Here is a 25508-nt window from a genome sequence, read left to right as displayed (position 1 = left end):
TCTCACCCCATCATGGTTTGGATAACAGCTTCTTTCGGTACGGCTCGCGCCTCGACGAGGGCGGCCAGACCGGCAGGCGTCGGATCGGCGAGGAATCGCGCGACCGAGATCGCCGTTCCGAAACGCCCGCGAATCCGATCGAGCAGCCGCGGGATCAGCAGGGAATGCCCGCCTGCCGCGAAGAAGGTCGTGTCCGCCTCGACGCGCCGGCCGCCGAGCAATTCGGACCAGACGGCGGCCACCTCGGCCTCGACGGGGCCGCGCGGCGGCCCGCCGGGGCGGGCGGTGGAGGGGGCCGGGCGCGGCAGCGCGTTCCGGTCCACCTTGCCGCCGACGTTTCGCGGCAGCGCGTCCAGGGTCTTGAACGACACCGGCGGCATCGCCTTGCCGAACCGGAGCCGCAGCGCCGCCCGCCAGACCTCCGGCCCGGCCCGCCCTTCCGGCGGGGGACCCCCGGCGTCCGGCGCCTCCCGCCGCTGCGAAGCGGGCCCGCCGAGGTCCGGCGCGGGCGGGCGGGGGACGACGTAGCCGATCAGGCGGGTCACCAGGCCGGTGCGGTCGGCGACCGCGACGACCGCGCACTCCGCGACCGACGGATGCGCGGCCAGCGCGGCCTCGATGTCGGTCAGCTCCATGCGGACGCCGTTGAACTTCACCTGGAAGTCGCCGCGCCCGCCGAACTCCAGGGTCCCGTCCCACCGGCGGCGGCCGAGGTCGCCGGTCCGGTAGCCGCGGCAGGCCGGGTCGAAGCCGGCGAGCGGCAGGAACGGCGCCCGCTCACCGGCCGCGGCGCCGACGTACCCCGGGGTGATGTGCGGGCCGCGGATCACGATCTGGCCGGTGACGCCCGCGGGGCACGGCCGGTCCTGGTCGTCCAGCACCAGGACCTGCCGTCCGGGGATCGACCGGCCGATCGGCGCGACGCCGCGCACCGGGCCGGTGACCTCGTGCCAGGTGGCCAGGATCGTCTCGGTCGGACCGTACAGATTGACCGTCCGCACCCACGGCAGCGTGGCGCGCACCTGGTCGACCACCTCTCCCGCCAGCGGCTCTCCCGCCAGCAGCAGGTGACCGAGCCCGCCGAGGAGCCCCTGCACGCCCTGGTCGGCGACCGCGGTGAGGAGCCGGCGGGCGAAGCTCGGGACGGTCTGGAAGTGGGTGAGGCGTTCGGCGGCGAGCCAGCCGGCCATCCGGTCGGGATTGGCCCGGGTGCGGTCGGGGACGGGGCACAGCGTCGCGCCGGCCGCGAGCGTCGCGAAGATCTCGACCAGGCTCGCGTCGTACCCGGGCGCGGCCCACTGCGCGACGCGCGCGCCGGGGCCGATGCGGAACTCCGCCGCGAACCAGGTGACGAACCGCGCCAGCGCCGCGTGGGACTGCGGGATGCCCTTCGGCCTGCCCGTCGAGCCCGAGGTGTAGGCGACGTAGGCCCGCCGCTCGTGGGCGGTAGAAGTCTCGTGGCCGGTCGAAGTCTCGTGGCCGGTCGAAGTCTCGTAGGCGGTCGAAGGAGCGGCCGTCGCCGGCAGGGCGGCCAGGTCGACGACCTGCCCGCCCAGCTCCCGCCGGTACCAGCCCGCCAGTTCGCCGTCGGCCGCCTCGCCGTCCAGCACCAGGCGGGCCGGGGTGAGGTCGGCGAGGACCGCCTTGCCGCGTTCGCCGGTGTCGCCGGTTCCCAGGCACACCAGGTACGCGCCCGCGTCCAGCACGCCGAGCAGCGCCGCCACCTGGCGGGGGCCCTGCGGGACCCGCACCGCCACCGGCAGCCCGTCCACACCGCCGCCCGCCCGGAGCGCGGCGGTGAGCGGCGCGGCCAGCTCCTCGATCTCCCGGTAGGAGACCTCGGCGCCGTCCCAGGCCACCGCCGCCGCCTCCGGCCGGCTCCGCGCCCGCCGGTGGAACAGGTCGTTGACCGGGCGGGCGGGCGGCGCGTCGGCGATGCGGTCGGCGTCGCGCACCGCGGCGGCCAGCCGCGCGGGGTCCTCCAGCGGCAGCGCGCCGGCGGGCAGGTCCGGCTCGCGCAGCGCGGCGGTCAGCAACGTGCGGAGCTGGCCGAGCAGCATGCGGGCGGACGCCCGGTCGAACAGGCTCTCGCGGTACTCAAGGCAGCCCCGGACCGAGGGCGAGGCGCGGTCCACGACCAGGGCCAGGTCGCTACGGGCCGCGCCGCCGTCCACCGGGACGGACCGGACGGCCGTTCCGGCCAGCGCGAGCTCCGGCTCCGGCAGCTCGCGCCAGACGAGCATGACGTCGGCCAGAGGGACGCGGAAAGGCTCCCGCTCCGGGTTGAGCGCCCGGACCAGTTCGTCGAAGGGCACCTCACGGTGCTCCTGCGCCTTCAGCGCCAGCCGCGCCGCCCTGCGGAGCACCTCGCGGAAGGACGGGGCTCCGGACAGGTCGCCGCGCAGCAGTTGGAGGTCGGTGCAGGGACCGGCGACCCGCTCGTGGCCGGGCGGGCGCGCGTCGGCCGTGACGACGAGCACGGGCCGGTCCTCGCGCCCGTACCGGCCGAACAGGCACTGCGACGCCGCGAGCAGCACGGCGAACGGCGTCGTCCCCTCGGCGCGGGCGAGCGCGGCCAGGTCGCGGGCGAGCTCGGGGCCCCAGTCGAAGCGGATGGAGTCGCCCTCGGGGGACGGCCCGGCGGGACGCGGCCGGTCCACCGGCAGCGGCGGGCCCGCCAGAGGCGACTCCGGGGCGCGGAGGGCGGAGATCCAGGCGTCGCGCAGCCGCGCGAACTCGGGGGTGGACTCGCGCTCGCGCTGCCCGCGGGCGAAGTCGGCGTACTGGAGGCCGGGCGGGGGCAGCGCCGCACCCGGCGGGCGGCCGGCCGCCGTGCCGGCGTAGCAGGCCGAGACCTCCTCGGCCAGCAGGGTCAGGGAACGGTCGTCGGCCACCGCCCGGTGCAGCACCATGACCAGGGCGTACTCCCCCGGCGCCAGCCGGGCGGCCGCGAGCCGGGCCAGTGGCCCGGCGGCGAGGTCGAACGGAGCGGCGACCTGCCCGGCGCACCACCGAAGCGCCGCCGCCTCGACGGCGACCGGAAGCACGGCGCCCCTCCCGGTCGCGACCGCGCCCCCCGTAAGGACGGAAACGGCACTTCGCGGAGCCGGGATGGAGCCGGTCGAGCCGAGGAGGGAGGTCGTCAGGTCGACGGTGGTGAGGGTGAGGGCCGGCGCGGGCCGGGCGGCGATGTGCTGGGCGGGGCGTCCGGCCTCGTCCACCAGGGTCGTCCTGAGGATGTCGTGCCGGGCCGCCACCTCGCGCCAGGCCGCCTCCAGCGCCACGAGGTCGAGGTCGCCGGTCACCCGGTAGGCCCGGTGCACGTGGTGCGCGGGCGAGCCGGGGACCAGCCGGTCGAGGAACCACGCCCCGTCCTGCGCCCGGGACGTCACCGCCCGCCGGGCGCCCGGGCCGCGGGCGGGAGATGCCTCAGTCACTCGTGTTCCCTTCGAGGTTCGGCCGCCGTACGCGGATCGCCGGCGGCCGGTCCCATCGCGTCGTCCCGGGGGCGGGACGCCGTGCTTTCAGGAGGTCGTGACCTTGCGCTTGCCGGCTCCCGGAACCTTCGCGATCTCCCGGGTGGTGACCAGCGGCCCGGGCGTCTTCGACAGGCCGAGCGCGGCCAGCACCACGCGGAGCAGGAACTTCGGCTTCATGAGCGTCTTGGGGTGCTCCACCTGGCCGGCGACCCGCATGTACCCGGCGGTGACCCGGCTGTCGCGGGAGGCGGCGGTCTGCACCAGCGCCATGAACGCCTGCTCCAGCTTCAGGCTCAGCGGGCGCTCGCCCTCCACGCCGGGGAAGCCGAGGTCGACGTTGTGGGTCATCTGCCACGGCGGGTCGATGACGTTGCGGGCGAGGTCGCGGAAGTAGTCCAGCGGCTGGGGGGTGGCGCCGCTGTGCAGGTGCTCGCGGATGGTGAGCGCCGACAGCGCGGCGACGGTCATCCCGCCCGCGTACACCGGGTTGAAGGTGGTGACGGCGTCGCCGACGACGAGCAGGCCGTCGGGGAAACGGTCCATGTCCTCGTAGCGGCGGCGCAGGGTCGTCGGGAAGCCGAACCGCACGGGCTCCTCGAGCGGCTCTGCCTGGACGATCGCGTCGTAGATCTCCGGGATGCCGAGCGAGCGGATGAACTCGAACAGCCCTTCCTGGTCGGTGGGCGGGTGGTCGCCGAGGATGCCGTAGGTGGTCATCTCGGCCCGGTCACCGTCGGTCTTGGCGAACAGGATGCCGCGGGGGGAGGCGGGGTAGGCCACGCCGTTGATGGACAGGTCGCCCTTGTAGGGGTCGTTGTTCAGCTTGTAGTGCTGGGTGACGTAGCCCAGGCCGATCTTCTTGCGGTCCTCCTTGACCCGGGGGTACCCGAGATCCTCCAGCCAGATCGGAGTGCGGGAGCCGCGGCCGCTGGCGTCGACGACCAGGTCGGACTCGACGACCTCGACGCCCGTGCCGCCGTCGAGGTTCTGCACCCGCACGCCGACGATCTTGCGACGGTCGGGGGTGGCCTCCAGGCCGAGGATGTCGTGCCGCTCGAGGAAGGTGACGTTGCCCAGCGCCTGCGTCCGCCGGCGGACGTGGTACTCCAGCATCGGGCGGCTCGCGCCCACGCAGAGCATGTCGGCGGCCTGCTGCTTGAGCCGCTTCCCGCGGACGTACCAGCGCACGGTGCCGGCCAGGTCGCCCTTGGGCACGCCGTCGGCGAACAGCTCCTCGGTGATGCCCGGGTACATGCTCTCGATCGCGCGCTGGCCGCGGGTCAGCAGGCCGCTGATGTGGCGTCCTTGCGGGCACCCGCGCCGGGGCTCCTTCACATCGACCAGCAGGTCGCGGTCGACTACGACGACCTCGTCGTAGGCGTCGGCGAGCACTCGTGCCGCGAACAGTCCCCCAAGGCTGCCGCCGAGCACCACCGCGCGGGTATTGGCGTCGTTGCCCATCGTGGTCATCTCCTCGAATTTCCGTATTTGATCCGGCATCGTCGTTACGGCTGTCGGCCGGCCGGTGACGTACCGGCCCTTTTCTGCCTGGTGACCACCCACCCCAACCGCGTTCCGCGCCGGCCGCCCGCACGGCCTGCGGCCGCGGGAGCTGCCGGTGGCGCGAGGTCCCGGCATTCCGGCCGCGCGAACCGCCGGCCGTGGCCGCGAAATTCACGCCACGAAATCCACCGCGCCTTTCCGGCGCGTGATGGGGCCGGCGACGGCCGGAGATGGGAGTCGAAGAACGTTATGGTGTCGCCCAGGCCGCGGGATTCCGGGGCCGATCCGCAGGCCGGGAATGGGCGTACGGCCCGGCGCTGATTCCGCCCGGCCCGTGACGGAGGGGAATCCGCCCGGCTCGTGACGGCATGCCGATGGCGATGCTAGCCACGGGTACGAGGCACGGCAGGCTCCTTCCTTGACCCTGCGGCGGGGAAACGGTCCATCCGCCGGTCAGCACCGCTACATCGTCACGCCCGATCGCGCGGCGTCGCATCTCCCGAAATGCTGTGCTGCGTCGCGCACCGGTGCCGGAGTTCCTGATGGGAAAGGCGGGTCACCGGTAATTCGGCGCGCCGCGCCGTAACCGCTCTCAATTCATCGCACCATTGCCCGGAAGCCGCGCGGCGCCCGCCGGGAACCCCTCCTGGAAGTGCCGGATAACCGCAGGAAATCGGTGAAAAGCATTTCTGGAGATGTGCCGGAAGAGGCGCGGATGTGACCCTGACCGCATGGCCGAGTTCACAGGTAAGACGGTATTGATCACCGGTGGCGGCAGCGGCATGGGCCTCGCCACCGCGCAGCGGCTCCTCGACGCGGGCGCCGATGTCGTGCTCGCCGGACGCAGCGAGGACCGGCTGGAGTCCGCGGTCAAGGACCTCGACGCGGGCGACCGCGTCCTGGCCGTCCCCGCCGACGTCTCGCGCACCGCCGACCTCGACCGCCTGGCGGCGCGGATCGGCGAGCGCTTCGGCGGCCTGGACGGCGTGTTCGCCAACGCCGGCGTCGCCGGGTTCTCCCGCAGCGCCGACGTCACCGAGGAGGACTTCGACGGCCTGGTCGGCGTCAACTTCAAGGGCGTCTACTTCACCATCCAGAAGTCGCTGCCCCTGCTGCGGGACGGCGGCTCCATCGTGATCAACGGGTCCTGGCTGACCCACCGCGGGCTGGCCTTCACCTCGGTCTACGCGGCCACCAAGGCGGCGGTGATCAACCTGGCCCGCACGCTCGCGCCCGACCTCGGCGTGCGCGGCATCCGGGTGAACGCCGTGAGCCCCGGCTACATCGTGACGGAGATGTTCGAGGCGATCTCCACCACCCCGGAGGCGCAGGAGGAGTGCCGCAGCCACGTGGCGCTCGGCCGGCTCGGCTCCGCGGCCGACGTCGCCGACGCCGCGGTCTTCCTGCTGTCCTCGCGGGCCTCCTACATCACCGGTCAGGAGATCGTCGTCGACGGCGGCCTGACCACCTCCGTCCCCCTCTGACCGGGCCGGAGAGGGCCGCCTCGGCTCCCCCCGCCCCGGCGGCCCTCTCCTGGCCCTTCACCACTCTGGCCGCCGTGCCACCATGCGAGGAGACCAGTGATCGACTTCCGGTTGGACGACGAGTACGAAGCTTTGCGCAAGACGGTCGAGGAGTTCGCCCACGAGGAGGTCGCCCCGGTCATCGGGGGGTACTACGAGCGCGAGGAGTTCCCCTACCCGCTGGTCGCCACGATGGCGCGGATGGGGCTGTTCGGCCTGCCCTTCCCCGAGGAGTACGGCGGAGGCGGCGGCGACTACCTCGCCCTGTGCGTGGCGCTGGAGGAACTGGCGCGCGTCGACTCCTCGACGGCCGTCGCCCTGTCCGCCGGGGTGTCGCTGGGCGCGATGCCGCTGTACCGCTTCGGCACGCGCGAGCAGAAGGAGCGCTGGCTGCCCTCCCTGTGCGCGGGCGAGGCGCTGGCCGCGTTCGGGCTGACCGAGCCGGGCGGCGGCACCGACGCCGGCGCGACGCGCACGCGGGCCACGCTGGACGGCGACCACTGGGTGATCGACGGCAGCAAGTCGTTCATCACCAACTCCGGCACCTCCATCACGCGGCTGGTCACCGTCACCGCGGTCACCGGCACCCGGGAGGGCGGCCGCAAGGAGATCTCGGCGATCATCGTGCCCTCCGGGACGCCCGGCTTCACCGTGGCGCCGAAGTACTCCAAGGTCGGCTGGTGCGCCTCCGACACCCACGAGCTGGCCTTCGCCGACTGCCGGGTGCCGGCGGACAACCTGCTCGGCGAGCGCGGCCGCGGGTACGCGCAGTTCCTGTCGATCCTGGACGAGAGCAGGCTGGCTCTGTCGGCGGTCAGCGTCGGGCTCGCGCAGGGGTGCGTGGACGAGTGCGTCCGGTACGTCCGCGAGCGCGAGGCGTTCGGGCGCAAGATCGGCGAGTACCAGGCGATCCAGTTCAAGATCGCCGACATGGAGGCGCGCACGCACACCGCCCGGCTGGCCTACTACCAGGCCGCCTCCAAGCTGCTGCGCGGCGAGCCGTTCAAGAAGGAGGCGTCGATCGCCAAGCTGGTGGCCTCCAACGCCGCCATGGACAACTCCCGCGAGGCGACGCAGATCTTCGGCGGCTACGGCTTCATGAACGACTTCCCCGTCGCGCGGTTCTACCGCGACGCCAAGATCCTGGAGATCGGCGAGGGGACGAGCGAGGTCCAGCGCATGCTGATCGCCCGCGAGCTCGGCCTCTCCTGACGCCGGCGCCCCCCTCGCGCTCCGCGAGGGGCACCCCCTCCGGCGGCCGGAAGGCGTCCCCCTCACCAGGGGGACGCCTTCTCGCGCGTGTGCGGGACGATCCGGCGGGCACGTGCCACAGGGCGAGCGGGCCGCCGCCGTTCTCGGGCGGGCGGACGGTCAGGGACGGATCACCGGAACCCGCGCAGGCGCAGACTGTTGGAGACGACGAAGACCGACGAGAAGGCCATGGCCCCTCCGGCGATCATCGGGTTGAGCAGGCCGGCCGCGGCCAGGGGCAGGGCGGCCACGTTGTAGGCGAAGGCCCAGAACAGGTTGCCCTTGATGACGCGCAGGGTGCGCCGCGACAGCCGGATGGCGTCGGCCGCCACCCGCAGGTCGCCGCGGACCAGCGTCAGGTCGGAGGCCTCGATGGCGGCGTCGGTGCCGGTGCCCATGGCGAGACCCAGGTCGGCCTGGGCGAGCGCGGCGGCGTCGTTGACGCCGTCGCCGACCATGGCGACCGTGCGGCCCTCGGACTGCAGGCGCTTGACCACCTCCATCTTGTCGGCGGGCAGCACCTCGGCGATGACCTCCTCGATGCCCACCTCGCCCGCGACCGAGCGGGCCACCGCCTGGTTGTCGCCGGTCAGCAGCACCGGGGTCAGCCCGAGGCCGCGAAGCCGCTCGATCGCCTCCTTGCTGGTCGGCTTGACCACGTCGGCCACCACCAGCACCGCGCGGGCCCGCCCGTCCCAGCCGACGGCGACCGCGGTGCGTCCGGCGGCCTCGGCGTCGCGCGCGGCCCGTTCGAGGCCCGCGGGCAGGTGCTGGGACCACTCGGCCAGCAGCCGGGGACGGCCGACCAGCACCGCGTGCCCGTCCACGAGCCCCTGCACGCCGAGCCCTTCGACGTTGGCGAAGTCCTCCGGGGTGAGGAGCCCGCCGGCCCGCTCGGCCGCGCCGCGGGCGACGGCCTGGGCGATCGGGTGCTCGGAGGCGCGCTCCAGCGACCCCGCCAGGCGCAGCACCTCGTCCTCGTCCTCGCCGTCGGCGACGTGCACCTCGGTGAGGGTCATCCGGCCCTCGGTGACGGTGCCGGTCTTGTCCAGCACCACGGTGTCGACCGCCCGGGTGGACTCCAGCACCTCCGGGCCCTTGATCAGGATGCCGAGCTGGGCGCCGCGCCCGGTGCCGACCAGCAGCGCGGTGGGAGTGGCCAGCCCGAGGGCGCACGGGCAGGCGATGATCAGCACGGCGACGGCGGCGGTGAACGCGGCGCCCGCGCCGGCCCCGGAGCCCAGCCAGAATCCCAGCGTGCCCAGCGCCAGCACGATCACGATGGGCACGAAGACGCCCGAGATGCGGTCGGCCAGCCGCTGGACCTCGGCCTTGCCGGTCTGGGCCTGCTCCACGAGCTGCGCCATGCGCGCGAGCCGGGTGTCGGCGCCGACCCGGGTGGCCCTGACCACCAGGCGGCCTCCGGCGTTGACGGTCGCCCCGGTGACCGCGTCCCCTGGACGCACCTCCACCGGCACCGACTCGCCGGTCAGCATGGAGGCGTCCACCGCCGAGGAGCCCTCCTCCACCACGCCGTCGGTGGCGATCTTCTCTCCCGGCCGCACCACGAACCGGTCGCCGGGGGTGAGCCGGTCGGCGGGCACCCGCACCTCGGCGCCGTCGCGCAGCAGGGCCACGTCCTTGGCGCCCAGCTCCATCAGCGCGCGCAGGGCGGCTCCCGCCCGCCGCTTGGAACGCGCCTCGAAGTAGCGCCCGGCCAGGATGAACGCCGTCACCCCCGCCGCGGCCTCCAGGTAGATGTTCCCCGAGCCGTCGGTGCGCTGGATGGTCAGTTCGAACGGGTGCCGCATCCCCGGCATGCCGGCGGTGCCGAACAACAGCGCCCACAGCGACCAGCCGAGGGCGGCGATGGTCCCGAGCGAGACCAGCGTGTCCATGGTCGCCGCGCCGTGGCGCAGGTTCGTCCAGGCCGCCTTGTGGAACGGCCACCCGGCGTACACCACGACCGGGGCGGCGAGGGTCAGCGAGATCCACTGCCAGTAGGTGAACTGCAGCGGCGGGATCATCGCCATCGCCACGACCGGGACCGACAGCACCACGGCCGTGACCAGCCGCTGACGCAACGGCGCCAGCTCCGCGGCCTCCGCCTGCTCCTCGGTCTCGGCGGCCTGCCGCGCCTCCTTGGGCGGGGCGGGCAGCGCGGCGGTGTACCCGGCCTTCTCGACCTCGGCGATCAGGGCCGCCGCCTCCAGCCCCTCGGGGAAGGTGACCTTGGCCTTCTCGGTGGCGTAGTTGACCGTCGCGGTCACGCCGTCCAGCTTGTTCAGCTTGCGCTCGATGCGGTTGGCGCACGACGCGCACGTCATGCCGCCGATCGAGAGCTCGACCGAGCCGCCGGCGTCCGGCCGGTCGTGATCGGTGATCGAAGCCATCGCTCTCCCCCTCGTCCGGGCGGGGCCCGGTGTCGACCCCTCAGCCGCTGACGACCGCGTAACCGGCCTCCTCGACGGCGGCGGCGACCGCGGCGTCGTCCAGGGGCTCCTCACTTCGCACCGTGACCAGGCCGGTGGGCAGGTCGACCTCGACGCCGGTGACGCCCGGCACCTCGCCGACCTCTTCCTTCACCGAGCTGACGCAGTGGCCGCAGGTCATGCCCTTGACGGTGTAGGTGGTGGTGGTCAACGTGATCACTCCTGTCGTCGATGAGCCGATTCGCTCTCCTCTACGACAACACCATACCCTTGTACCGTATTTCCCGCGGGGCGCGGTGACACGCCCGGGACCGCCTCTCGCGACGGACGGCCGGGCCGGGACGGAGACACTCGCAGGTGAGCCTGTTACCGACGATACCGGCAGGTCACCGCCGCCCACGGCCGGCGTCGGCGAACGCGAGCCACAGCCGGTCCGACGCCACGACCTGCACGGCCGTCGGACCGGGACGGCCGGTCAGAACGGGGGGACCGTCAGATCAGGGCGGCCGTCAGATCAGGGCGGTGGTCGCCGGGAGGGCGTCGTGGCGGAACAGGCCCTCGGGGTCGACGCGGAGGCGGACCCGGTCGGCGGTGGCCACCTGGTCGCCGCTCAGGTGGCCCTGCGGCTGGTCGAGCCGCTCGACGAACGTGGGCGCGGTGCGGCCGGTGTCCCAGGGGGCGAGGGCGGCCCGCACGGTGGCGCAGTGCTCCAAGATCGCCTCACGGGTGAGCCCGCCGTCGGGCACCCCCGCGCCCGAGTAGGCGTACCGGGCGTCGAAGTGGCCGAGCGCCCCGCCCGCCACGGGGGGCACCGCGTACGCGCCGCCGAGCTGACGCAGGCCCGCGACGACCAGCGGCGACCCGGAGCCCGGGCCGAGCACCCGCAGCAACTCCTCCGCGCCCTCGTCGCCGATCTCGCCGAGCAGCATGTGGTCCCCGACGATCGGGACCGGGTCGGAGGGATCCATGTGCGCCTGCAGCACGCCGGCCGGGTCGGTGAGCTCCCAGGTGTCGAGCACGGGGGCGGCCACGGCGCGCAGCGGGCCCAGCAGGTCCTCCGCCTGCTCGCGGGCCACGGCCAGGTCGCCGTCCGACTCGGCGAGCACCACGCCGTCCACGCACAGCACCGGCCCGGCGGCCAGGACCGGCGGGACGTCGGGCAGGGCCGGCAGGTTCATCACCCGTGCCGAGGTGGCGACCTCCCACGGCGCGTCCTCGGTCCACCGGCGCCAGGCGCGCAGCAGGGCGGAGGCGTGCTCGGCCGGCCAGAACGCGGCGCCGGTGATCACCTTGGCGACCGGGAACAGGTCCACCTCGACGGCGGTCACGACGCCGAAGCCGCCGCCCGCGCCGCGCAGCGCCCAGAACAGCTCCGGGTCGGTGGTGTCGTCCACGCGGCGCCGCTCACCGTCGGCGGTGACGAGCTCGACGGCGCGGACGCTGTTGACCGCCAGACCGACCTTGCGGCTGTAGAAGCTCATGCCGCCGCGCAGCAGGTAGCCGACGACGCCCACGTCGGGCGAGGAGCCGTGCGGCGGGGTGAGGCCGTGCGCGGAGGCCGCCTCGACGACCGCGCCCCAGAGCGTCCCCGCGGGGATGCGGGCCACCCGGCGCGAGGCGTCGATCTCGACGGCGCCCTCCATCCGGGTCCGGATGAGCAGGGCGCCGTCCATCGGGCGTGCCGTGGCCGAGGCGTGCCCGGTGGTGTGCACCCGCACCGGCATCCGCTCCGACGCCGCGAAGCGCAGCGCGGCCCGGACGTCCTGGAGGGTGCGCACGGTCACCGCCGCGGCGGGCCGCGCGGGGGCGACCAGGTTGAACACCCGGGTCGCGGCCTCGTAGGACGCCTCGCCGGGCAGGGAGACGCCCGTGTCCCGCTCGCTGACCGTGGTCATCGCCGCCTGCCTCCAGCTCGGTCGTGGGAAGGGCCGGCCGCGGGCGGCCGCCGGAAGGGCCGGCCGCGGACGGCCATGATGAAGAGTCGGCCGCGGGCGGCCGGCGGGAACGGTCAGCCGCGGACGGCCGTGATGAAGGCGAAGCTGCCGGGGCCCGAGGAGTCGGCGATGGACATGCCGGCGTCGGCCAGCCACCGCTCCAGCTCCTCCATGGTGAACAGCAGCTGGCCCTCGGGGCGGCTGGGGAAGTAGTGCGACTCCTGGAAGTGGCGGGCGATCGGGTCGGTGTCGAACAGGAAGGTCATCAGCGTGAACGTGCCGCCCGGCCTGAGCACCCGTCCGACCTCCGCGATGGCGTCCGCCGCGTCGTCGGGGAACGCCTGCAGGGCGTTCCAGCAGTTCACCGCGCCGAAGGTGGCGTCCGCGAACGGGATGTTCAGCGCGCTTCCCCGCACCGCGGGCACCTGGGGAAGCTTGCCGCGCATCACGGTGAGCATCGGCAGTCCCATGTCGACGCCGACCAGGCGCTCCTGGCCGACGGCCGCGGCGACCACGGTGGTCCACCGCCCGGCGCCGCAGGCGAGGTCCAGCACCGGGCCGTCCACCGGTTGGATCTGCCGGGTGATGTAGTCGTCCTCGACCTGCGGGGTCACCGCGCCGCCCCAGTTGGCCCCCGCGATGCGCAGATAGGCCGGGCGCAGCACCTTCTCGTAGTACACCCCGAGGCTGGGCATCTCGGCGAGCTTGGCCAGCAGGTTGGCGGTCGCCTCGTGCGGCAGGTCCGCCGTGGCCTCGCTGATGCCGTCGGACAGGTCCAGAATGCCCAGGGCGATCGGGTAGCGGACCGCACACGCCGGGCAGCGGACGATTTCGCCGTCGAACTCGACGGAGCCGGAGCAGGCGGTGCAGCGCAGCGCGTCCGCGTACTGGGTGAAGGTCTCGATGCCGAGCTCGGCGGCGGGGGCCGGCGCCTCACCGGTCCCGGGAGCCGGCGGGAGGTCGACCGGCATGCCGTGACGGACGGCCCAGTACGCCATGGCGCCCGAGTAGGCCCACAGCATCCGGGTGTCGTTCTCCCAGTTCGTGGTGATCTGCGCCGTGGTGAGCGCGCGAAGCTGCTGCCGGTGGAACTCCAGGTCCTCCGCGCTGAGGTCCCACACCGACGGGGAGGGCCACATGCGGCCGATGTCGGGGTCGTCGTGGTCGAGCGAGGCCAGGCCGCGCACGAGCCGGCTCTGGTCGGGGGGGTCCAGCTCCAGGGGCGCGACGGCGGCGAGGATGCGCTCGCGGTCGCCGGGGAAGTGCGACACCAGGTACAGCAGGGCGAGCGTCAGCGGCCGGTCCTTGCCGGTGCGGGCCAGCAGGTCCAAGTAGCGGTCCAGGCCCTCGCGGACGGCCGCGGTGAGCGGGCCGTCGATGGCCGGGTAGTCGGCCTCGGCGAGCAGCCCGAGAAGGACGGCCAGGTGGCCCTTGCGGTCGTCGCCGGCCTCCTCCAGCGCGGCAACGAGCGCGGGAACGGCCGTCAGGGCGCGGTCACCCGCCTCCCCACGGTGCCACAGCGCCGAGACCAGCCGGTGGAAGTCCGCCTCCAGGCTCGCCGGCTCCGCGGTGGTGAAATCGGTCAGCAGTTCGGCGACAGCGGGCCCCGTGGTGGCAACACTCATGTGCGCGTCCTTTCACGAAGGGAGAATGGGCGGCCGCACGGCTGGAATCGCCGGCGTACGCCGGCCGCGCCCAATGTGCACTTTTCGATGCGCACCGCCGGGTGGCCGATTTCCACGGCCAGGACGGTTCGGTACCGGTCCGGCGAGAATTGCGTCCACGAAAATCTTCGCACCGGCCCGGCGGGGAGTCTTCTCCGAGCGTGCTTACCGCCGACCCCCCTTCCGAGCTGCCCTGATGCCGCCCGCAGGCAGCAACCGCGGAGATGCGTGAAAGGCTCCGCGCGGTCACCATGAGCCTTGGGAAAACGCGTCCGCATTCGCCCTCGGCCGCGGGACGGCATCCCTTCGGGCCGCCGGCCGCCCCGGCCCTTCTGCGTGCCCCGCCACCGGCCGCCCATCGTCTGGAATGAGGGATTGATGACCAGGGAACTGATCGACTCGGCCGCCATCGGCACCCATTACGACGAGCGCTCCCCCATCGGCGACGAGCTGCGCGACGGCCAGTTGCACATGTGGTACTGGTACGACAACGACGACGACGCGCCGCTGAAGGACGCCGTCCACCGCATCAGCCGCAAGGTGGCCGAGACCCTCGGGCTGCGCCCGGGCGAGCGCGTCCTGGACGCCGGGTGCGGGCCGGGCGAGACGGCGGTCTTCCTGGCCAGGAACTACGGCGCCCGCGTCACCGGCATCACCGTCAGCTCCTTCGAGATCGACAAGGCCAACGAGCGCGCCGTCACCAACGGGGTGACCGACCGGGTGACCTTCGAGTACGGCGACTACACCCAGCTGGCCTACCCCGACGGGTCCTTCGACGCCGTCCTGGCGCTGGAGTCGCTGCAGAACGCCCCCGACCTCGGGCGGGTGCTGTCGGAGCTGTTCCGGGTGCTGCGCCCCGGCGGCCGCATCTCCTTCTCCGACTTCAGCCTGGAGTCCGACTCAGAGCCCGCGCGGGTGCGCCGGTTCATGAGCACGCTGAAGCTGCGCGAACTGCCCACGCTGGCGCAGTGGATCGAGCACGCGCGCCGGGCCGGCTTCGAGGTCGAGGAGTACACCCAGTGCGGCCCGCGCGTGTTCGGCAAGAAGAGCAAGTACATCAAGGCCGCCATGGACCACCGGGACTCGATCGCCGCCAAGTTCGGCGAGGAGGCCCTGGCCGAGTTCTCCCGCCGCCACCTGGGCTTCTTCGCCCCGCGCAAGGACCAGATCGGGTACGTCATCGTCGCGGCCCGCAAGCCGAACCGCTAGCACGGCGTCCAGCGGACGTCGACCGGCCCGGGCGCCGTCTGCCGGCGCCGGCATCGCCGTACCACGACCCGCCGACCCGGCGCCGTCCACCTCCAGCACGTGGCCGGAGGTGGGGAGCCGGCCCGGTGCACGGATGTGGTCACCGCACCGGCCCGGCCGCGAGCGCGCCGCCCGCCCGTCACGCGACGGGCGGGCCCTGCACCGCGAAGACCCGCGTCACCCACCGGGAGTTCCGGGGGACGCGGGTCTTCGTGTGCTCGGTGGACGTTCTCTGCCGGCCGTGCGCAGCGTCGTCGGTGGGCACGGCCGGCAGGGTCGCGGGGACCCGTGCGCGGGTCAGGCGTGGGCGTGGTCCTCCACGCCGAAGCGGGCCTTGGCCAGCTCGCGCTTGGCGATGGTGGACAGGAAGACGGCGAAGCCGGCGTGACTGTGGAACATGGACATGTCCCGCCACACCCGCTCGATGCGCTCACCGTGCCGCACGGCGCTGGAACCGGCGGTCGGGAACAGGTAGTTCTCGACCGCGTGCCAGCACAGGTCCACCACCTGGTGGCAGATGGCGGCGATGCGCATCTCCACCTCCTTGGTGACCGCCGCGGGGCCGAGCGCGCAGATCTCCCGCCACTGCTGGACGGCGTTCAGAACGGCCGCCTCGCCGGTGGCGATCATCCCGGCGGCCTGGCCGTACCAGAACTGGTAGTCGGGATCCTGGGTACGGGGCAGGTTCGGCGGGAACAGGGCGACGCGGCTGCGCATCAGGTCCTCGAAGGCGTCGAGCGCGCCGAGCGCCATGCCGACGGCGAGGATGGCGTCCTCGATGACCATGAAGCTGAGCTGGCCGCCGCCGTACTCGGGGTTGCCGTGCAGCGTGCGCCCCGGGGTGCCCTTGGACACGTCCACCTGGCTGACGTGGGTGTCCAGCGTGAAGTGGCCGGGGACGACGCCGTTCTCCATGGTGATGCTGTGCGAGCCGCTCCCCTTGAGCCCGAGCTGCTTGCCCCAGTCGGACAGGCGGCGCCACTGGCCGCGCTCGGCGATGAACATCATGGGCGCCGGCGGCAGGCCCTCGCCGGGGGACACCAGGGTGTGGCCGATGAAGTGCGTCGCGTACGGCGCGCCCGAGTTGTAGCCCCAGGTGCCGTTGAGCACCCAGTCGCCGCCGGGGGTGCGCTCGGCCGTGCCGCTCGGCGCGACCGTGGCCGGGCAGATGAAGTCGCCGCCCGCGAAGATCTCCGACTGCGCGCGCTCCTCGAACAGCGAGGCGACGACCAGGGCGTGGGCGTGGCCCAGGCAGTACATCCAGCCGGTGGACGGGCATCCCCTGGTGAGGGCCATCGTCACCCGCATGAAGGTGTCGATGCCGTACTCCAGGCCGCCGTAGCGCCGCGGGACGAGGATGCGGTAGAAGCCGGCCCTGAGGAACTCCTCGTGGGTGTCCTGCGCGTAGAAGGTGCGCTCCTCGGTCTCGGCCTGGCGGTCGACGAGCGTGGCCGCGATGGCTTCGGCCCGCGCGACCATCTCGGCCGGCGTGAGGGCGGTCTCGGACGGGAGGACGACTCCGTGCTCGGTAACATTCGTGGCCACTGCCATTGGCGCGCAGTCCTTCATCTCGAATGGCTGACGGGGAATCGTGCCGTGCAGCCCAGCGTTCACCGCCGCCCGCCGCGCGGGCATCTCCTGGAATGCGGTGTGCGCCCGCTCCCCGCCGGGCCGGCCCGGGAACGGGGCCGCTGACCTGCGCGGACCCGTTTCCCGTACGCGCCGGGAACCGCGCCGCCGCGCGCCAAGAGCGCAATTTGGAAAATGCGGCGCCGTACGCGGGGATGCAATGGTCAAGTCCTGCCGATCGATGAACGGTGGCTCCCCGATCGACCGCGCGAAAGGGCACGCCGGGCCGCCCGCTGATCGAACCTGAGCCGGCCAGAACTTGAGAAGGTGCGTCTAATGGTGGAGTTATCGCAATCCGTCGGTTCCCGTCCTGTAGCCCTGCCGTCCCGCCTTCCGTCGCTGACGGGAATGCGGTTCATCTCCGCGGGGATGGTCTTCCTCACCCACGCCATCGGCGCGAGCCTGTTCGCCTCCGCGGCGTTCGCCGGCACGTACATGTCGGTGGTCATCCAGGGCGGCTGGGCGGCGGTCTCCTACTTCTTCATCCTCAGCGGCTTCGTCCTGACCTACGCCGCGCGGTCCTCCGACACCACGGCGACCTTCCTGCGCCGCCGCTTCCTGAAGATCTACCCCAACTACATCATCACGCTGGCCGCCGCGCTGGTGCTGGTGAGCTGGGTGGGCAAGCAGGCCATCGACGGCGGGACGGCGCTGCTGCACGCGCTGCTGCTGCAGTCCTACGTGCCCAACCTGAGCGTCAGGACGGCGTTCAACTCCCCCGCGTGGTCGCTGTCGTGTGAGGCGCTGTTCTACCTGTGCTTCCCGCTGCTGGCCCGCTACATCGGGCGCATCAGGCCCGAGCGGCTGTGGGGGTACGCGGGCCTGGCCGTGCTGGCCATCTTCGCCGTCCCGCTGGTGGCCAAGCTGCTTCCGGCCCAGCCTCCCATCCCCGGCTTCGGCATGACCGAGCTGGAGATGTGGTTCGTCATGCAGTTCCCGCCGGTCCGGATGCTGGAGTTCGTCTTCGGCATGATCCTGGCGAGGATCGTCATGACCGGCAGGCGGCTGCCGGTGGGCCTCGGCGGGGCGCTCGCCCTGGGCATCGTCCTGTACGCCGTCGCGCCGCAGTTCCCGATCGGCTTCGACGTCGTGGCCGTCTCGGTCGTCCCGCTCGGCCTGATCATCGCGGCCGGCGCCGTCGGCGACGCCGATCGGCGGACGAACTGGCTCGGCAGCAAGGTCATGGTCTGGCTCGGCGAGGTGTCCTACGCCTTCTACATGTGGCACTTCCTGGTGCTGATCTACGTCCGCCAGTGGTTCGGCAACATGCAGGGCTGGAGCACCCCGGCGGCCTTCGGGATGATGGCCGTGCTGGCCGGCATCACGCTGGGCCTGTCGTGGGCGCTGTACTCGCTGGTGGAACGGCCGATCATGCGGCGCTTCGCCTCCTCGCGCAACGGCAGGACCGGCCCGGGGGTGCCGCTGCCGATGCCGCCCGCCTCCTCCCCCGACCTGCCCGAACAGGTGCCGGTCGACCCGGCTCCCCCGGCGGCCCGCTGAGGTCCGCCGCGGCGCGGCCGTCCCCCGAGGACGGCCGCGCCGCACGCGTCCGATCGGCGCCGTTCCGGCCGCGCGAACCGAAGGAGTGAGATCCGTGACCGCCTCCATCGTGGAAAGCGAGATCCCCGGCACATCGAGCGCGGGGTCCCTGCCCAGTCTCGCGACCGGCATCTGCACCACACCACTGCTCGAGGAGACCATCGGAGCGAACTTCGACCGGGCCGTGGCCGCCCACGGCGGCCGGGACGCGCTGGTCGACCGCACCACCGGCCGCCGGTGGACCTATGCCGCGCTGGCCGGGGAGGTCGACGCGCTCGCGCTCGGCCTGCTGGACCTCGGCCTGGTCAAGGGCGACCGCATCGGCATCTGGGCGCCCAACTGCGCCGAATGGACGATGACCCAGTTCGCCGCCGCCAAGATCGGCCTGATCCTGGTCAACCTGAACCCGGCCTACCGGGCGCACGAGGTCGAGTACGTGCTCAACCAGGCCGGCGTGCGGGCACTGGTGGCCGCGGAGCGGTTCAAGACCTCCGACTACGCCGGCATGATCGGCCAGGTGCGGCCGCGCTGCCCCGAGCTGTCGGACGTCCTGCTGATCGGCGGCGACGCCTGGCGGGCGGTGATGGACGCCGGCCGGCGGGCCGACCGGCGGGCACTGGAGGAGGCCGCCGCGGCGACCGCCCCCGACGACCCGATCAACATCCAGTACACCTCGGGCACCACCGGGTTCCCGAAGGGCGCGACGCTGTCGCACCGCAACATCCTCAACAACGGCTTCTTCGTCGGCGAGCTGTGCCGCTACACCGTCGCCGACCGGGTGTGCGTGCCGGTGCCGTTCTACCACTGCTTCGGGATGACCATGGGCACGCTCGCGGCCATCAGCCACGGCGCCTGCGTCGTCATCCCCTCCCCCGTCTTCGACGCCCGCGCCACGCTGGAGGCCGTGCAGGCCGAGCGGTGCACGTCGCTGTACGGCGTGCCGACGATGTTCATCTCCGAGCTGGCCGACCTCGGGTTCGCCTCCTTCGACCTGTCGTCGCTGCGCACCGGCATCATGTCCGGCTCGCCGTGCCCGGTGGAGATCATGCGCCAGGTCGTCGAGCGCATGGGCATGACCGAGGTGACCATCTGCTACGGGATGACCGAGACCTCCCCGGTGGCCACCCAGACCCGCCCGGACGACTCGCTGGAGCGCCGCGTGTCCACCGTCGGCCGCGTCGGGCCGCACCTGGAGGTGAAGGTCGTCGACCCCGAGACCGGCGCGCTCGTCGCCCGCGGCACGCCCGGCGAGGTGTGCACCCGCGGCTACTCGGTGATGCTCGGCTACTGGCGGCAGCCGGACAAGACCGCCGAGGCCGTCGACCCCGACGGCTGGATGCACACCGGCGACATCGGGATCATGGACGAGGAGGGGTACCTCAGCATCACCGGCCGCATCAAGGACATGGTGATCAGGGGCGGCGAGAACGTCTACCCGCGCGAGGTGGAGGAGTTCCTGCACTCCCACCCCGACATCCTGGACGTCCAGGTCATCGGCGTGCCCGACGAGCGGTACGGCGAGGAGCTGATGGCGTTCCTGCGCATGCGCCCGGACGCCGAGCCGCTGACCGCCGAGACGCTGCGAACGTTCTGCCTGGGCAAACTCGCCCACTTCAAGATTCCCCGCTACGTCCAGGCCGTGGACTCCTACCCCATGACCATCAGCGGCAAGGTCCGCAAGGTCGAACTCCGCGAACAGGCCATCGACCTCCTCGGCCTGCGCCACCTCCTCGCCACCGAACACGCCTGACGGTCAGGGCTCCGGCGACCGGCCGGTCAGGTAGTGCTGGAGGTGGCTGGAGGCTTCGAGCATGCCGGCCGCTCTCCGGGTCAGTTCCGCGGCGCGCTGCTCGACGGCCGCGCGGAGGGCGTCACGGCTGCCGGTGCGGCGCAGGCCCTCGATGATGCCCTTGATCTGCGACAGGGGGTAGCGTCCCTGGCGCAGCATGTGGACCATCCGCGCGTCCCGGACGTCTGGCGGGGCGTAACTCCGGTACCGGGTGCCGGGCTCGCGGCGCGGGGTCAGCAGGCCGGCGGACTCCCACAGCCGTAGCGCGGAGGTGCGCACCCCGAGCAGCGCGGCCACCTCGCCGACGCGCAGACCCCGGCGCGACCGCGCGGACACCTCTGGCCCCTGCTCGGGCTCCTGTCCGGCGACCTCCTCCAGCGCTCGCGCCGTCGCCCGCAGCGACAGGCGCTGCCCGTGCAGGGCGGCGTGGGCGGCGTCCACCAGGGCTAGTGCGTGGGCGACGTCGCCGGTGTGCAGGGCTTGCATGATCGACCGCGCGGCGTCCCAGCCGTACCCCGGCGCCAGCGCCCGGTAGGTGAGCAGGGCCGCGCGGTGCCGCTCGCCGAAGCTGCGGTAGCCGGCGGGCGTGCGCGGCGCCGGGGGCAGGATGCCGGTGTCGGCGTAGTTGCGCACCTGCTGGGCGGAGATGCCCACCAGCCGCGCCAGGTCGACGGGGCGCAGCTTCGCCTCTCCTTCTCGGCCCAACGATCTTCCTTCCCGGACGGGGTTCACCAGGGACTTGAAGGTTATCCAGGGCAATGCCCAGTAGGTCAGCTCAGCTGGACGACGAACTCTCAAGAGGGCACTTCAATGAGAAAATTGAAGGCATGAATCCGGGCGACATCGAGAAGGAAAAGCCGGACGAGCCGGCCATAGAGACCCGTGGTCTCAGGATGCGGTACGGCTCCGCCGACGTGCTGCGCGGGGTGGATCTGCGGGTGCGGCGCGGAGAGGTGGTGGCTCTGCTCGGGCCGAACGGCGCCGGGAAGACCACGACCATCGAGATCCTCGAAGGGTTCCGCAGGCGGTCCGCGGGCGAGGTGCGCGTCCTCGGCACCGACCCGGACGACGGCGACGAGGCGTGGCGCGCGCGGCTCGGCATCGTGCTGCAGTCCTGGCGCGACCACGGCCGCTGGCGGGTGCGCGAGCTGCTGGACCAACTCGGCCGCTACTACACCCCCTACAGCACGGCGGAGCGCCGCAGGCCGTACGACCCGCAGGAGCTGATCGGCTTGGTGGGGCTGGAAGGACAGGCGGAGGCGAGCGTCGCCCGGCTCTCCGGCGGGCAGCGGCGCAGGCTCGACGTGGCGATCGGGCTGGTCGGACGGCCGGAGCTGCTGTTCCTGGACGAGCCCACCGTGGGCTTCGACCCCCAGGCGCGGCAGGAATTCCACGAGCTGGTGCGGCGGCTGGCCGACCTGGAGGACACGACCATCCTGCTCACGACGCACGACCTGGACGAGGCCGAGAGGCTCGCCGACCGCATCCTGATCCTCGTGGGCGGCGTGATCGTCGCCGACGGCGGCGCGGCCGAGCTGACACGGCGCGTCTCGGGGAAGGCTGAGGTGCGCTACAACCTGGACGGCGAGTGGCACGCGGCGTCGGTCGAGGACGCCGCCGGGTATGTGCGCGGCCTGTTCGAGCGGCACGGCGACGCGGTCACCGACCTTGAGGTGCGCAGGACGCGCCTGGAAGAGGTGTACCTGGCGATGGTGCGCGACTTCGAGTCCGCCGGGCACGCCGAGGTGCCCGGCCGGCTGGCGGAGGTGCCGGCGTGACCACTCCCGAGCCCTCCTCCCCGCGCCCCCCGGACCACACCGCCCCGGAACCCGCGGCCTCCCCTCCGGAGTCCGACCGCACTGCTCCCCGCTCCCCCGACGCCGCGGCTCCCCACTCCTCCGGCACCACGGAACCCGCGGCCTTCCCGCCGTCCATTCCTCCAGTTGAATCCGGCTCGCCCGGGGGCCGGGTCGGTGCGCGGGTGGTGGCCTTCCGTGCGGGGCTGCACCGGGCCCGGGTCGAGTTCCGGCAGAGCGCGACGAGCGCGCAGGACGTGTGGGGGGCGCTGTTCCTGCCCGCCATCGCCCTGGTCGTGATGTACCTGCTGCGGCACAACACAGTGCCGGGCACCGGCTTCTCCCTCGGCTCGCAGTCCATCCCCGGCGTCCTCGGCCTGAACGTGGTGTTCAGCGGCATGATGGCCCTGGCCATGACGCTCACCATGGACCGCGAGGACGGCACCCTGCTGCGCGCCAAGGCCACGCCGAACGGCATGATCGGCTACCTGACCGGCAAGGTGCTCAGCCGGGCCGGCATGGCGGTGGCGGGCGCGCTCGTCCCACTGGTCCCCGCGGCGTTCCTGTTCGACGGGCTGCGGCTGGGCGAGGTGTCGTCCTGGCTGACGCTGAGCTGGGTGCTGGCGATCGGGCTGGTGGCGGTGCTGCCGATCGGGGCGGTGCTCGGCTCGCTGTTCGAGAGCGCGCAGGCCATGGGCGTCATCACGCTGCCGCTGATGGCGCTGATGGCGGTCTCGGGCGTGTTCTACCCGCTCACCGCGCTCCCCGGGTGGCTGCAGGTGGTGGCACAGGTCTTCCCGGTCTACTGGCTCGGCCTCGGCCTGCGCTCGGCGCTGCTGCCGGACGCGCTGGCCGCCGCCGAGGTGGGCGACTCCTGGCGGCACCTGGAAACGGCGGGCGTCCTCGGCGCCTGGGCGCTGCTCGGCTTCGCGCTCGCACCGGCCGTGTTGCGCCGGATGGCCCGCCGCGAGTCGGGGTCGGCGGTCGCCGCCCGCCGCGCCAAAGCACTGCAACGCCCCCTGTGATCACGCCCTCGCCATCACGCCGTACGTTGTACGATGTTGCTGCTCCCCCCTCTCCGTCCGGAGAGGGCGGGGGACGGCTCGGGCCGGCTTCTGTCGGTTCCGACCCCTATCCTCGGCGTCACCTCCTCCCTCCTCCCCCTCTCTCGACCATGGAAGGTCCCGTTGATGTCCAGCCAGCAGGCCGGCCCCGTCCGAAGCCATGAACCGCTCCGCGAGCGCGACCACTCCGCGGCGGACGGTCACGACCTGATCCAGGTGCGCGGCGCCCGCGAGAACAACCTCAAGGGCGTCTCTCTGGACATCCCCAAGCGACGGCTCACCGTCTTCACCGGCGTGTCCGGCTCCGGCAAGTCCTCGCTCGTCTTCGACACCATCGCCGCCGAGTCGCGGCGGCTCTTCGACGAGACCTACACCGCGTTCCTGCAGAACTTCATGCCGAGCCGCGCCCGCCCCGACGTCGAGGCCCTGCGCAACCTGAGCGCGGCGATCATCGTCGACCAGGAGCGCATGGGCGGCAACGCCCGCTCCACGGTGGGCACGGCCACCGACGCCCACACCATGCTGCGCGTCCTGTTCAGCCGCCTGGGCGCCCCGCACGTCGGCCCGCCGTCGGCGTTCAGCTTCAACCGCGCCGAGGGCATGTGCCCCGACTGCGAAGGGCTGGGCAAGGTGTCCGACATCGACGTCGCCGAACTGGTGGACGTCGAGCTGTCGCTGGACGACGGCGCGGTCAAGGTGCCCGGGTTCGGGGTCGGCACCTGGTACTGGCAGCTCATGGCGCAGTCGGGCCTGTTCGACCCGGCCGTCAAGCTGAAGGACTACCCCCCGGCCCAGTGGGAGGACTTCCTGCACAAGCCCGCCACCAAGGTGAAGATGGGCACGCACAACGTCACCTTCGAGGGGCTGATCCCCAAGGTCCGGCGGCTGTACCTGGCCAAGGACCGCGAGTCGATGCAGGCGCAGGCGCGCGCGTTCGCCGACCGCGCGGTCAAGCTGATGGAGTGCCCGGCCTGCGGCGGCGCCCGGCTGAACCAGGCCGCCCGGTCGGCGGTCATCGACGGGCGCACCATCACCGAGTGCTCGTCGATGCAGATCAGCGACCTGGCCGCGTTCGTGCGGGCGATCGGCGACCGGTCGGTGGGCCCGATGCTCGACACCCTGGCCGAGACCCTCGACTCGCTGGTCGAGATCGGCCTCGGTTACCTCAGCCTCGACCGCGAGTCCTCCACGCTGTCCGGCGGCGAGGCGCAGCGGGTGAAGATGGTGCGCCATCTCAGCTCCAGCCTGTCCGACGTCACCTACGTCTTCGACGAGCCGACGGCGGGGCTGCATCCGCACGACATCCAGCGCATGAACGACCTGCTGCTGCGGCTGCGCGACAAGGGCAACACCGTGCTCGTGGTCGAGCACAAGCCCGAGACCATCGCGATCGCCGACCACGTGGTCGACCTCGGGCCCGGGGCCGGCTCGGCGGGCGGGGAGGTCTGCTTCGCGGGCGACCTGGCCGGGCTGCGCGCGTCGGGCACGCTCACCGGCCGCTACCTCGACCACAAGGTCGAGCTGCGCGAGAAGGTCCGCACCCCCGCCGGATGGCTGCCGGTCACCGGCGCCTCCCTGCACAACCTGCGGGACGTGAGCGTCGACATCCCGCTCGGCGTGCTCACCGTCGTCACCGGCGTCGCCGGGTCGGGCAAGAGCTCGCTCATCCACGGCTACGTCGCCGGGCGCGAGGGCGTCGTGGTCGCCGACCAGTCGCCGATCCGCGGTTCGCGCCGAAGCAACCCGGCCACCTACACCGGGGTGCTCGACCCGATCAGGACGGCGTTCGCCAAGGCCAACGGCGTCAAGCCGGGGCTGTTCAGCGCCAACTCCGAGGGCGCCTGCCCGGCGTGCAAGGGCATCGGCCTGATCTACACCGACCTGATGATGATGGCCGAGGTCGCCTCGGTGTGCGAGCGGTGCGAGGGCAAGCGCTTCACCCCCGAGGTCCTGTCGTACCGCCTGCGCGGCAAGGACATCAGCGAGGTGCTGGCCATGACGGTCGCCGAGGCCCGCGAGTTCTTCCCCTCCGGGCAGGCCCGGGTGGTGCTCGACCGCCTGGCGGCCGTGGGCCTCGGCTACCTCGGCCTCGGCCAGCCGCTCACCACGCTGTCCGGCGGCGAGCGCCAGCGGCTCAAGCTCGCCATCCACATGGCCAAGAACGGCACGACCTACGTCCTGGACGAGCCGACCACCGGCCTGCACCTGGCCGACGTCGACCAGCTGCTCGGCCTGCTCGACCGCCTGGTCGACGACGGCAACACCGTCATCGTCATCGAACACCACCAGGCCGTCATGGCCCACGCCGACTGGATCATCGACCTCGGCCCCGGCGCCGGCCACGACGGCGGCCAGATCATCTTCACCGGCCCCCCGTCCGACCTGGTGACCAAGGCCGACACCCTCACCGCCACCCACCTCCGCCAGTACACCGGCCGATAGCCGTAAGACACCGGCATGCCCAGTGAGCCGTATCGCCTACTACGCTCTGCGAGGACCGCTTGGGGGTCTGTCCAGTGAACGGTCTGTCGGGGGTATCCCTCTAGGTGTGGGAAGTGATCTTGCTGGGAAGCAAGTCATCTGTGGGCGAGGGCTCACTTCTTCGGGGGATGGTCATGACGGTAATCGAGGGTGTCGGCGGCCACATGTCGACCACG

16 protein-coding genes are annotated in these 25508 nt (G+C 72.7%); 8 read left to right on the top strand and 8 right to left on the bottom strand.

Annotated elements, in window-relative coordinates; genetic code table 11:
• Nucleotides 1-2: 2 nt before the first annotated feature.
• Both ACFQSB_RS02790 and ACFQSB_RS02785 read right to left on the bottom strand, forming a co-directional pair.
• Complete coding sequence (locus ACFQSB_RS02790) at nt 3-3437, bottom strand: non-ribosomal peptide synthetase (protein ID WP_380824067.1); 3435 nt, start codon at nt 3435-3437, stop codon at nt 3-5.
• Between the two features lie 87 nt (nt 3438-3524).
• Nucleotides 3525-4949: an NAD(P)/FAD-dependent oxidoreductase gene (locus tag ACFQSB_RS02785; protein ID WP_380824066.1), complete on the bottom strand. Its 1425-nt coding sequence runs from the start codon at nt 4947-4949 to the stop codon at nt 3525-3527.
• 764 nt (nt 4950-5713) lie between these two features.
• Here ACFQSB_RS02785 and ACFQSB_RS02780 point away from each other — a divergent pair.
• Together ACFQSB_RS02780 and ACFQSB_RS02775 are read left to right on the top strand one after the other, a co-directional pair.
• On the top strand, nt 5714-6466 hold the full coding sequence (locus ACFQSB_RS02780; RefSeq protein ID WP_354851133.1) for an SDR family NAD(P)-dependent oxidoreductase: 753 nt from the start codon (nt 5714-5716) through the stop codon (nt 6464-6466).
• Between the two features lie 99 nt (nt 6467-6565).
• A complete protein-coding gene (locus ACFQSB_RS02775; RefSeq protein WP_380824506.1) occupies nt 6566-7717 on the top strand; it encodes an acyl-CoA dehydrogenase family protein in 1152 nt (383 codons plus the stop codon).
• Between the two features lie 170 nt (nt 7718-7887).
• On the opposite strand, the gene ACFQSB_RS02770 is transcribed toward ACFQSB_RS02775, so the two are convergent.
• From ACFQSB_RS02770 to ACFQSB_RS02755, 4 genes are all read right to left on the bottom strand, one after another.
• Entirely contained in the window at nt 7888-10149 is a 2262-nt protein-coding gene (locus tag ACFQSB_RS02770) for a heavy metal translocating P-type ATPase (RefSeq protein WP_380824065.1), read from the bottom strand.
• A gap of 40 nt (nt 10150-10189) precedes the next feature.
• Complete coding sequence (locus tag ACFQSB_RS02765; RefSeq protein WP_354851123.1) at nt 10190-10399, bottom strand: heavy-metal-associated domain-containing protein; 210 nt, start codon at nt 10397-10399, stop codon at nt 10190-10192.
• 298 nt (nt 10400-10697) lie between these two features.
• Complete coding sequence (locus ACFQSB_RS02760) at nt 10698-12083, bottom strand: FAD-binding oxidoreductase (protein ID WP_380824064.1); 1386 nt, start codon at nt 12081-12083, stop codon at nt 10698-10700.
• 113 nt (nt 12084-12196) lie between these two features.
• Nucleotides 12197-13747, bottom strand: a complete 1551-nt coding sequence (locus tag ACFQSB_RS02755) for a class I SAM-dependent methyltransferase (RefSeq protein WP_380824063.1) — start codon at nt 13745-13747, stop codon at nt 12197-12199.
• A gap of 417 nt (nt 13748-14164) precedes the next feature.
• Here ACFQSB_RS02755 and ACFQSB_RS02750 point away from each other — a divergent pair, with 417 nt between their 5' ends.
• Nucleotides 14165-14995: a methyltransferase domain-containing protein gene (locus ACFQSB_RS02750; protein ID WP_354851115.1), complete on the top strand. Its 831-nt coding sequence runs from the start codon at nt 14165-14167 to the stop codon at nt 14993-14995.
• A gap of 336 nt (nt 14996-15331) precedes the next feature.
• On the opposite strand, the gene ACFQSB_RS02745 is transcribed toward ACFQSB_RS02750, so the two are convergent.
• Nucleotides 15332-16585, bottom strand: coding sequence for an acyl-CoA dehydrogenase family protein (locus ACFQSB_RS02745; RefSeq protein WP_380824062.1), 1254 nt, complete (start codon nt 16583-16585; stop codon nt 15332-15334).
• A 426-nt stretch (nt 16586-17011) separates the two neighbouring features.
• On the opposite strand from ACFQSB_RS02745, the gene ACFQSB_RS02740 reads away from it, so the two are divergent.
• Entirely contained in the window at nt 17012-18163 is a 1152-nt protein-coding gene (locus tag ACFQSB_RS02740; RefSeq protein WP_380824061.1) for an acyltransferase family protein, read from the top strand.
• A 94-nt stretch (nt 18164-18257) separates the two neighbouring features.
• The gene (locus tag ACFQSB_RS02735) at nt 18258-19952 is read left to right on the top strand and encodes an AMP-binding protein (protein ID WP_380824060.1); all 1695 of its coding nucleotides are present in this window, start codon (nt 18258-18260) and stop codon (nt 19950-19952) included.
• Between the two features lie 3 nt (nt 19953-19955).
• On the opposite strand, the gene ACFQSB_RS02730 is transcribed toward ACFQSB_RS02735, so the two are convergent.
• Complete coding sequence (locus ACFQSB_RS02730) at nt 19956-20696, bottom strand: MerR family transcriptional regulator (RefSeq protein ID WP_380824059.1); 741 nt, start codon at nt 20694-20696, stop codon at nt 19956-19958.
• 122 nt (nt 20697-20818) lie between these two features.
• Between ACFQSB_RS02730 and ACFQSB_RS02725 the strand changes: the two genes are divergently transcribed.
• The 3 genes from ACFQSB_RS02725 (at nt 20819) to ACFQSB_RS02715 (ending at nt 25293) form a co-directional block, all read left to right on the top strand.
• Nucleotides 20819-21769: an ABC transporter ATP-binding protein gene (locus ACFQSB_RS02725; RefSeq protein ID WP_380824058.1), complete on the top strand. Its 951-nt coding sequence runs from the start codon at nt 20819-20821 to the stop codon at nt 21767-21769.
• Entirely contained in the window at nt 21766-22812 is a 1047-nt protein-coding gene (locus tag ACFQSB_RS02720; protein ID WP_380824057.1) for an ABC transporter permease, read from the top strand. The genes ACFQSB_RS02725 and ACFQSB_RS02720 overlap by 4 nt, the downstream gene beginning before the upstream one ends.
• A 165-nt stretch (nt 22813-22977) precedes the next feature.
• On the top strand, nt 22978-25293 hold the full coding sequence (locus tag ACFQSB_RS02715; protein WP_380824056.1) for an ATP-binding cassette domain-containing protein: 2316 nt from the start codon (nt 22978-22980) through the stop codon (nt 25291-25293).
• The last annotated feature ends 215 nt before the right edge of the window (nt 25294-25508 follow it).

Source organism: Sphaerisporangium rhizosphaerae, assembly GCF_042665155.1.
Classification (GTDB): Bacteria; Actinomycetota; Actinomycetes; order Streptosporangiales; family Streptosporangiaceae; genus Sphaerisporangium; species Sphaerisporangium rhizosphaerae.
This window is presented reverse-complemented; position numbering and strand designations above follow the sequence as displayed.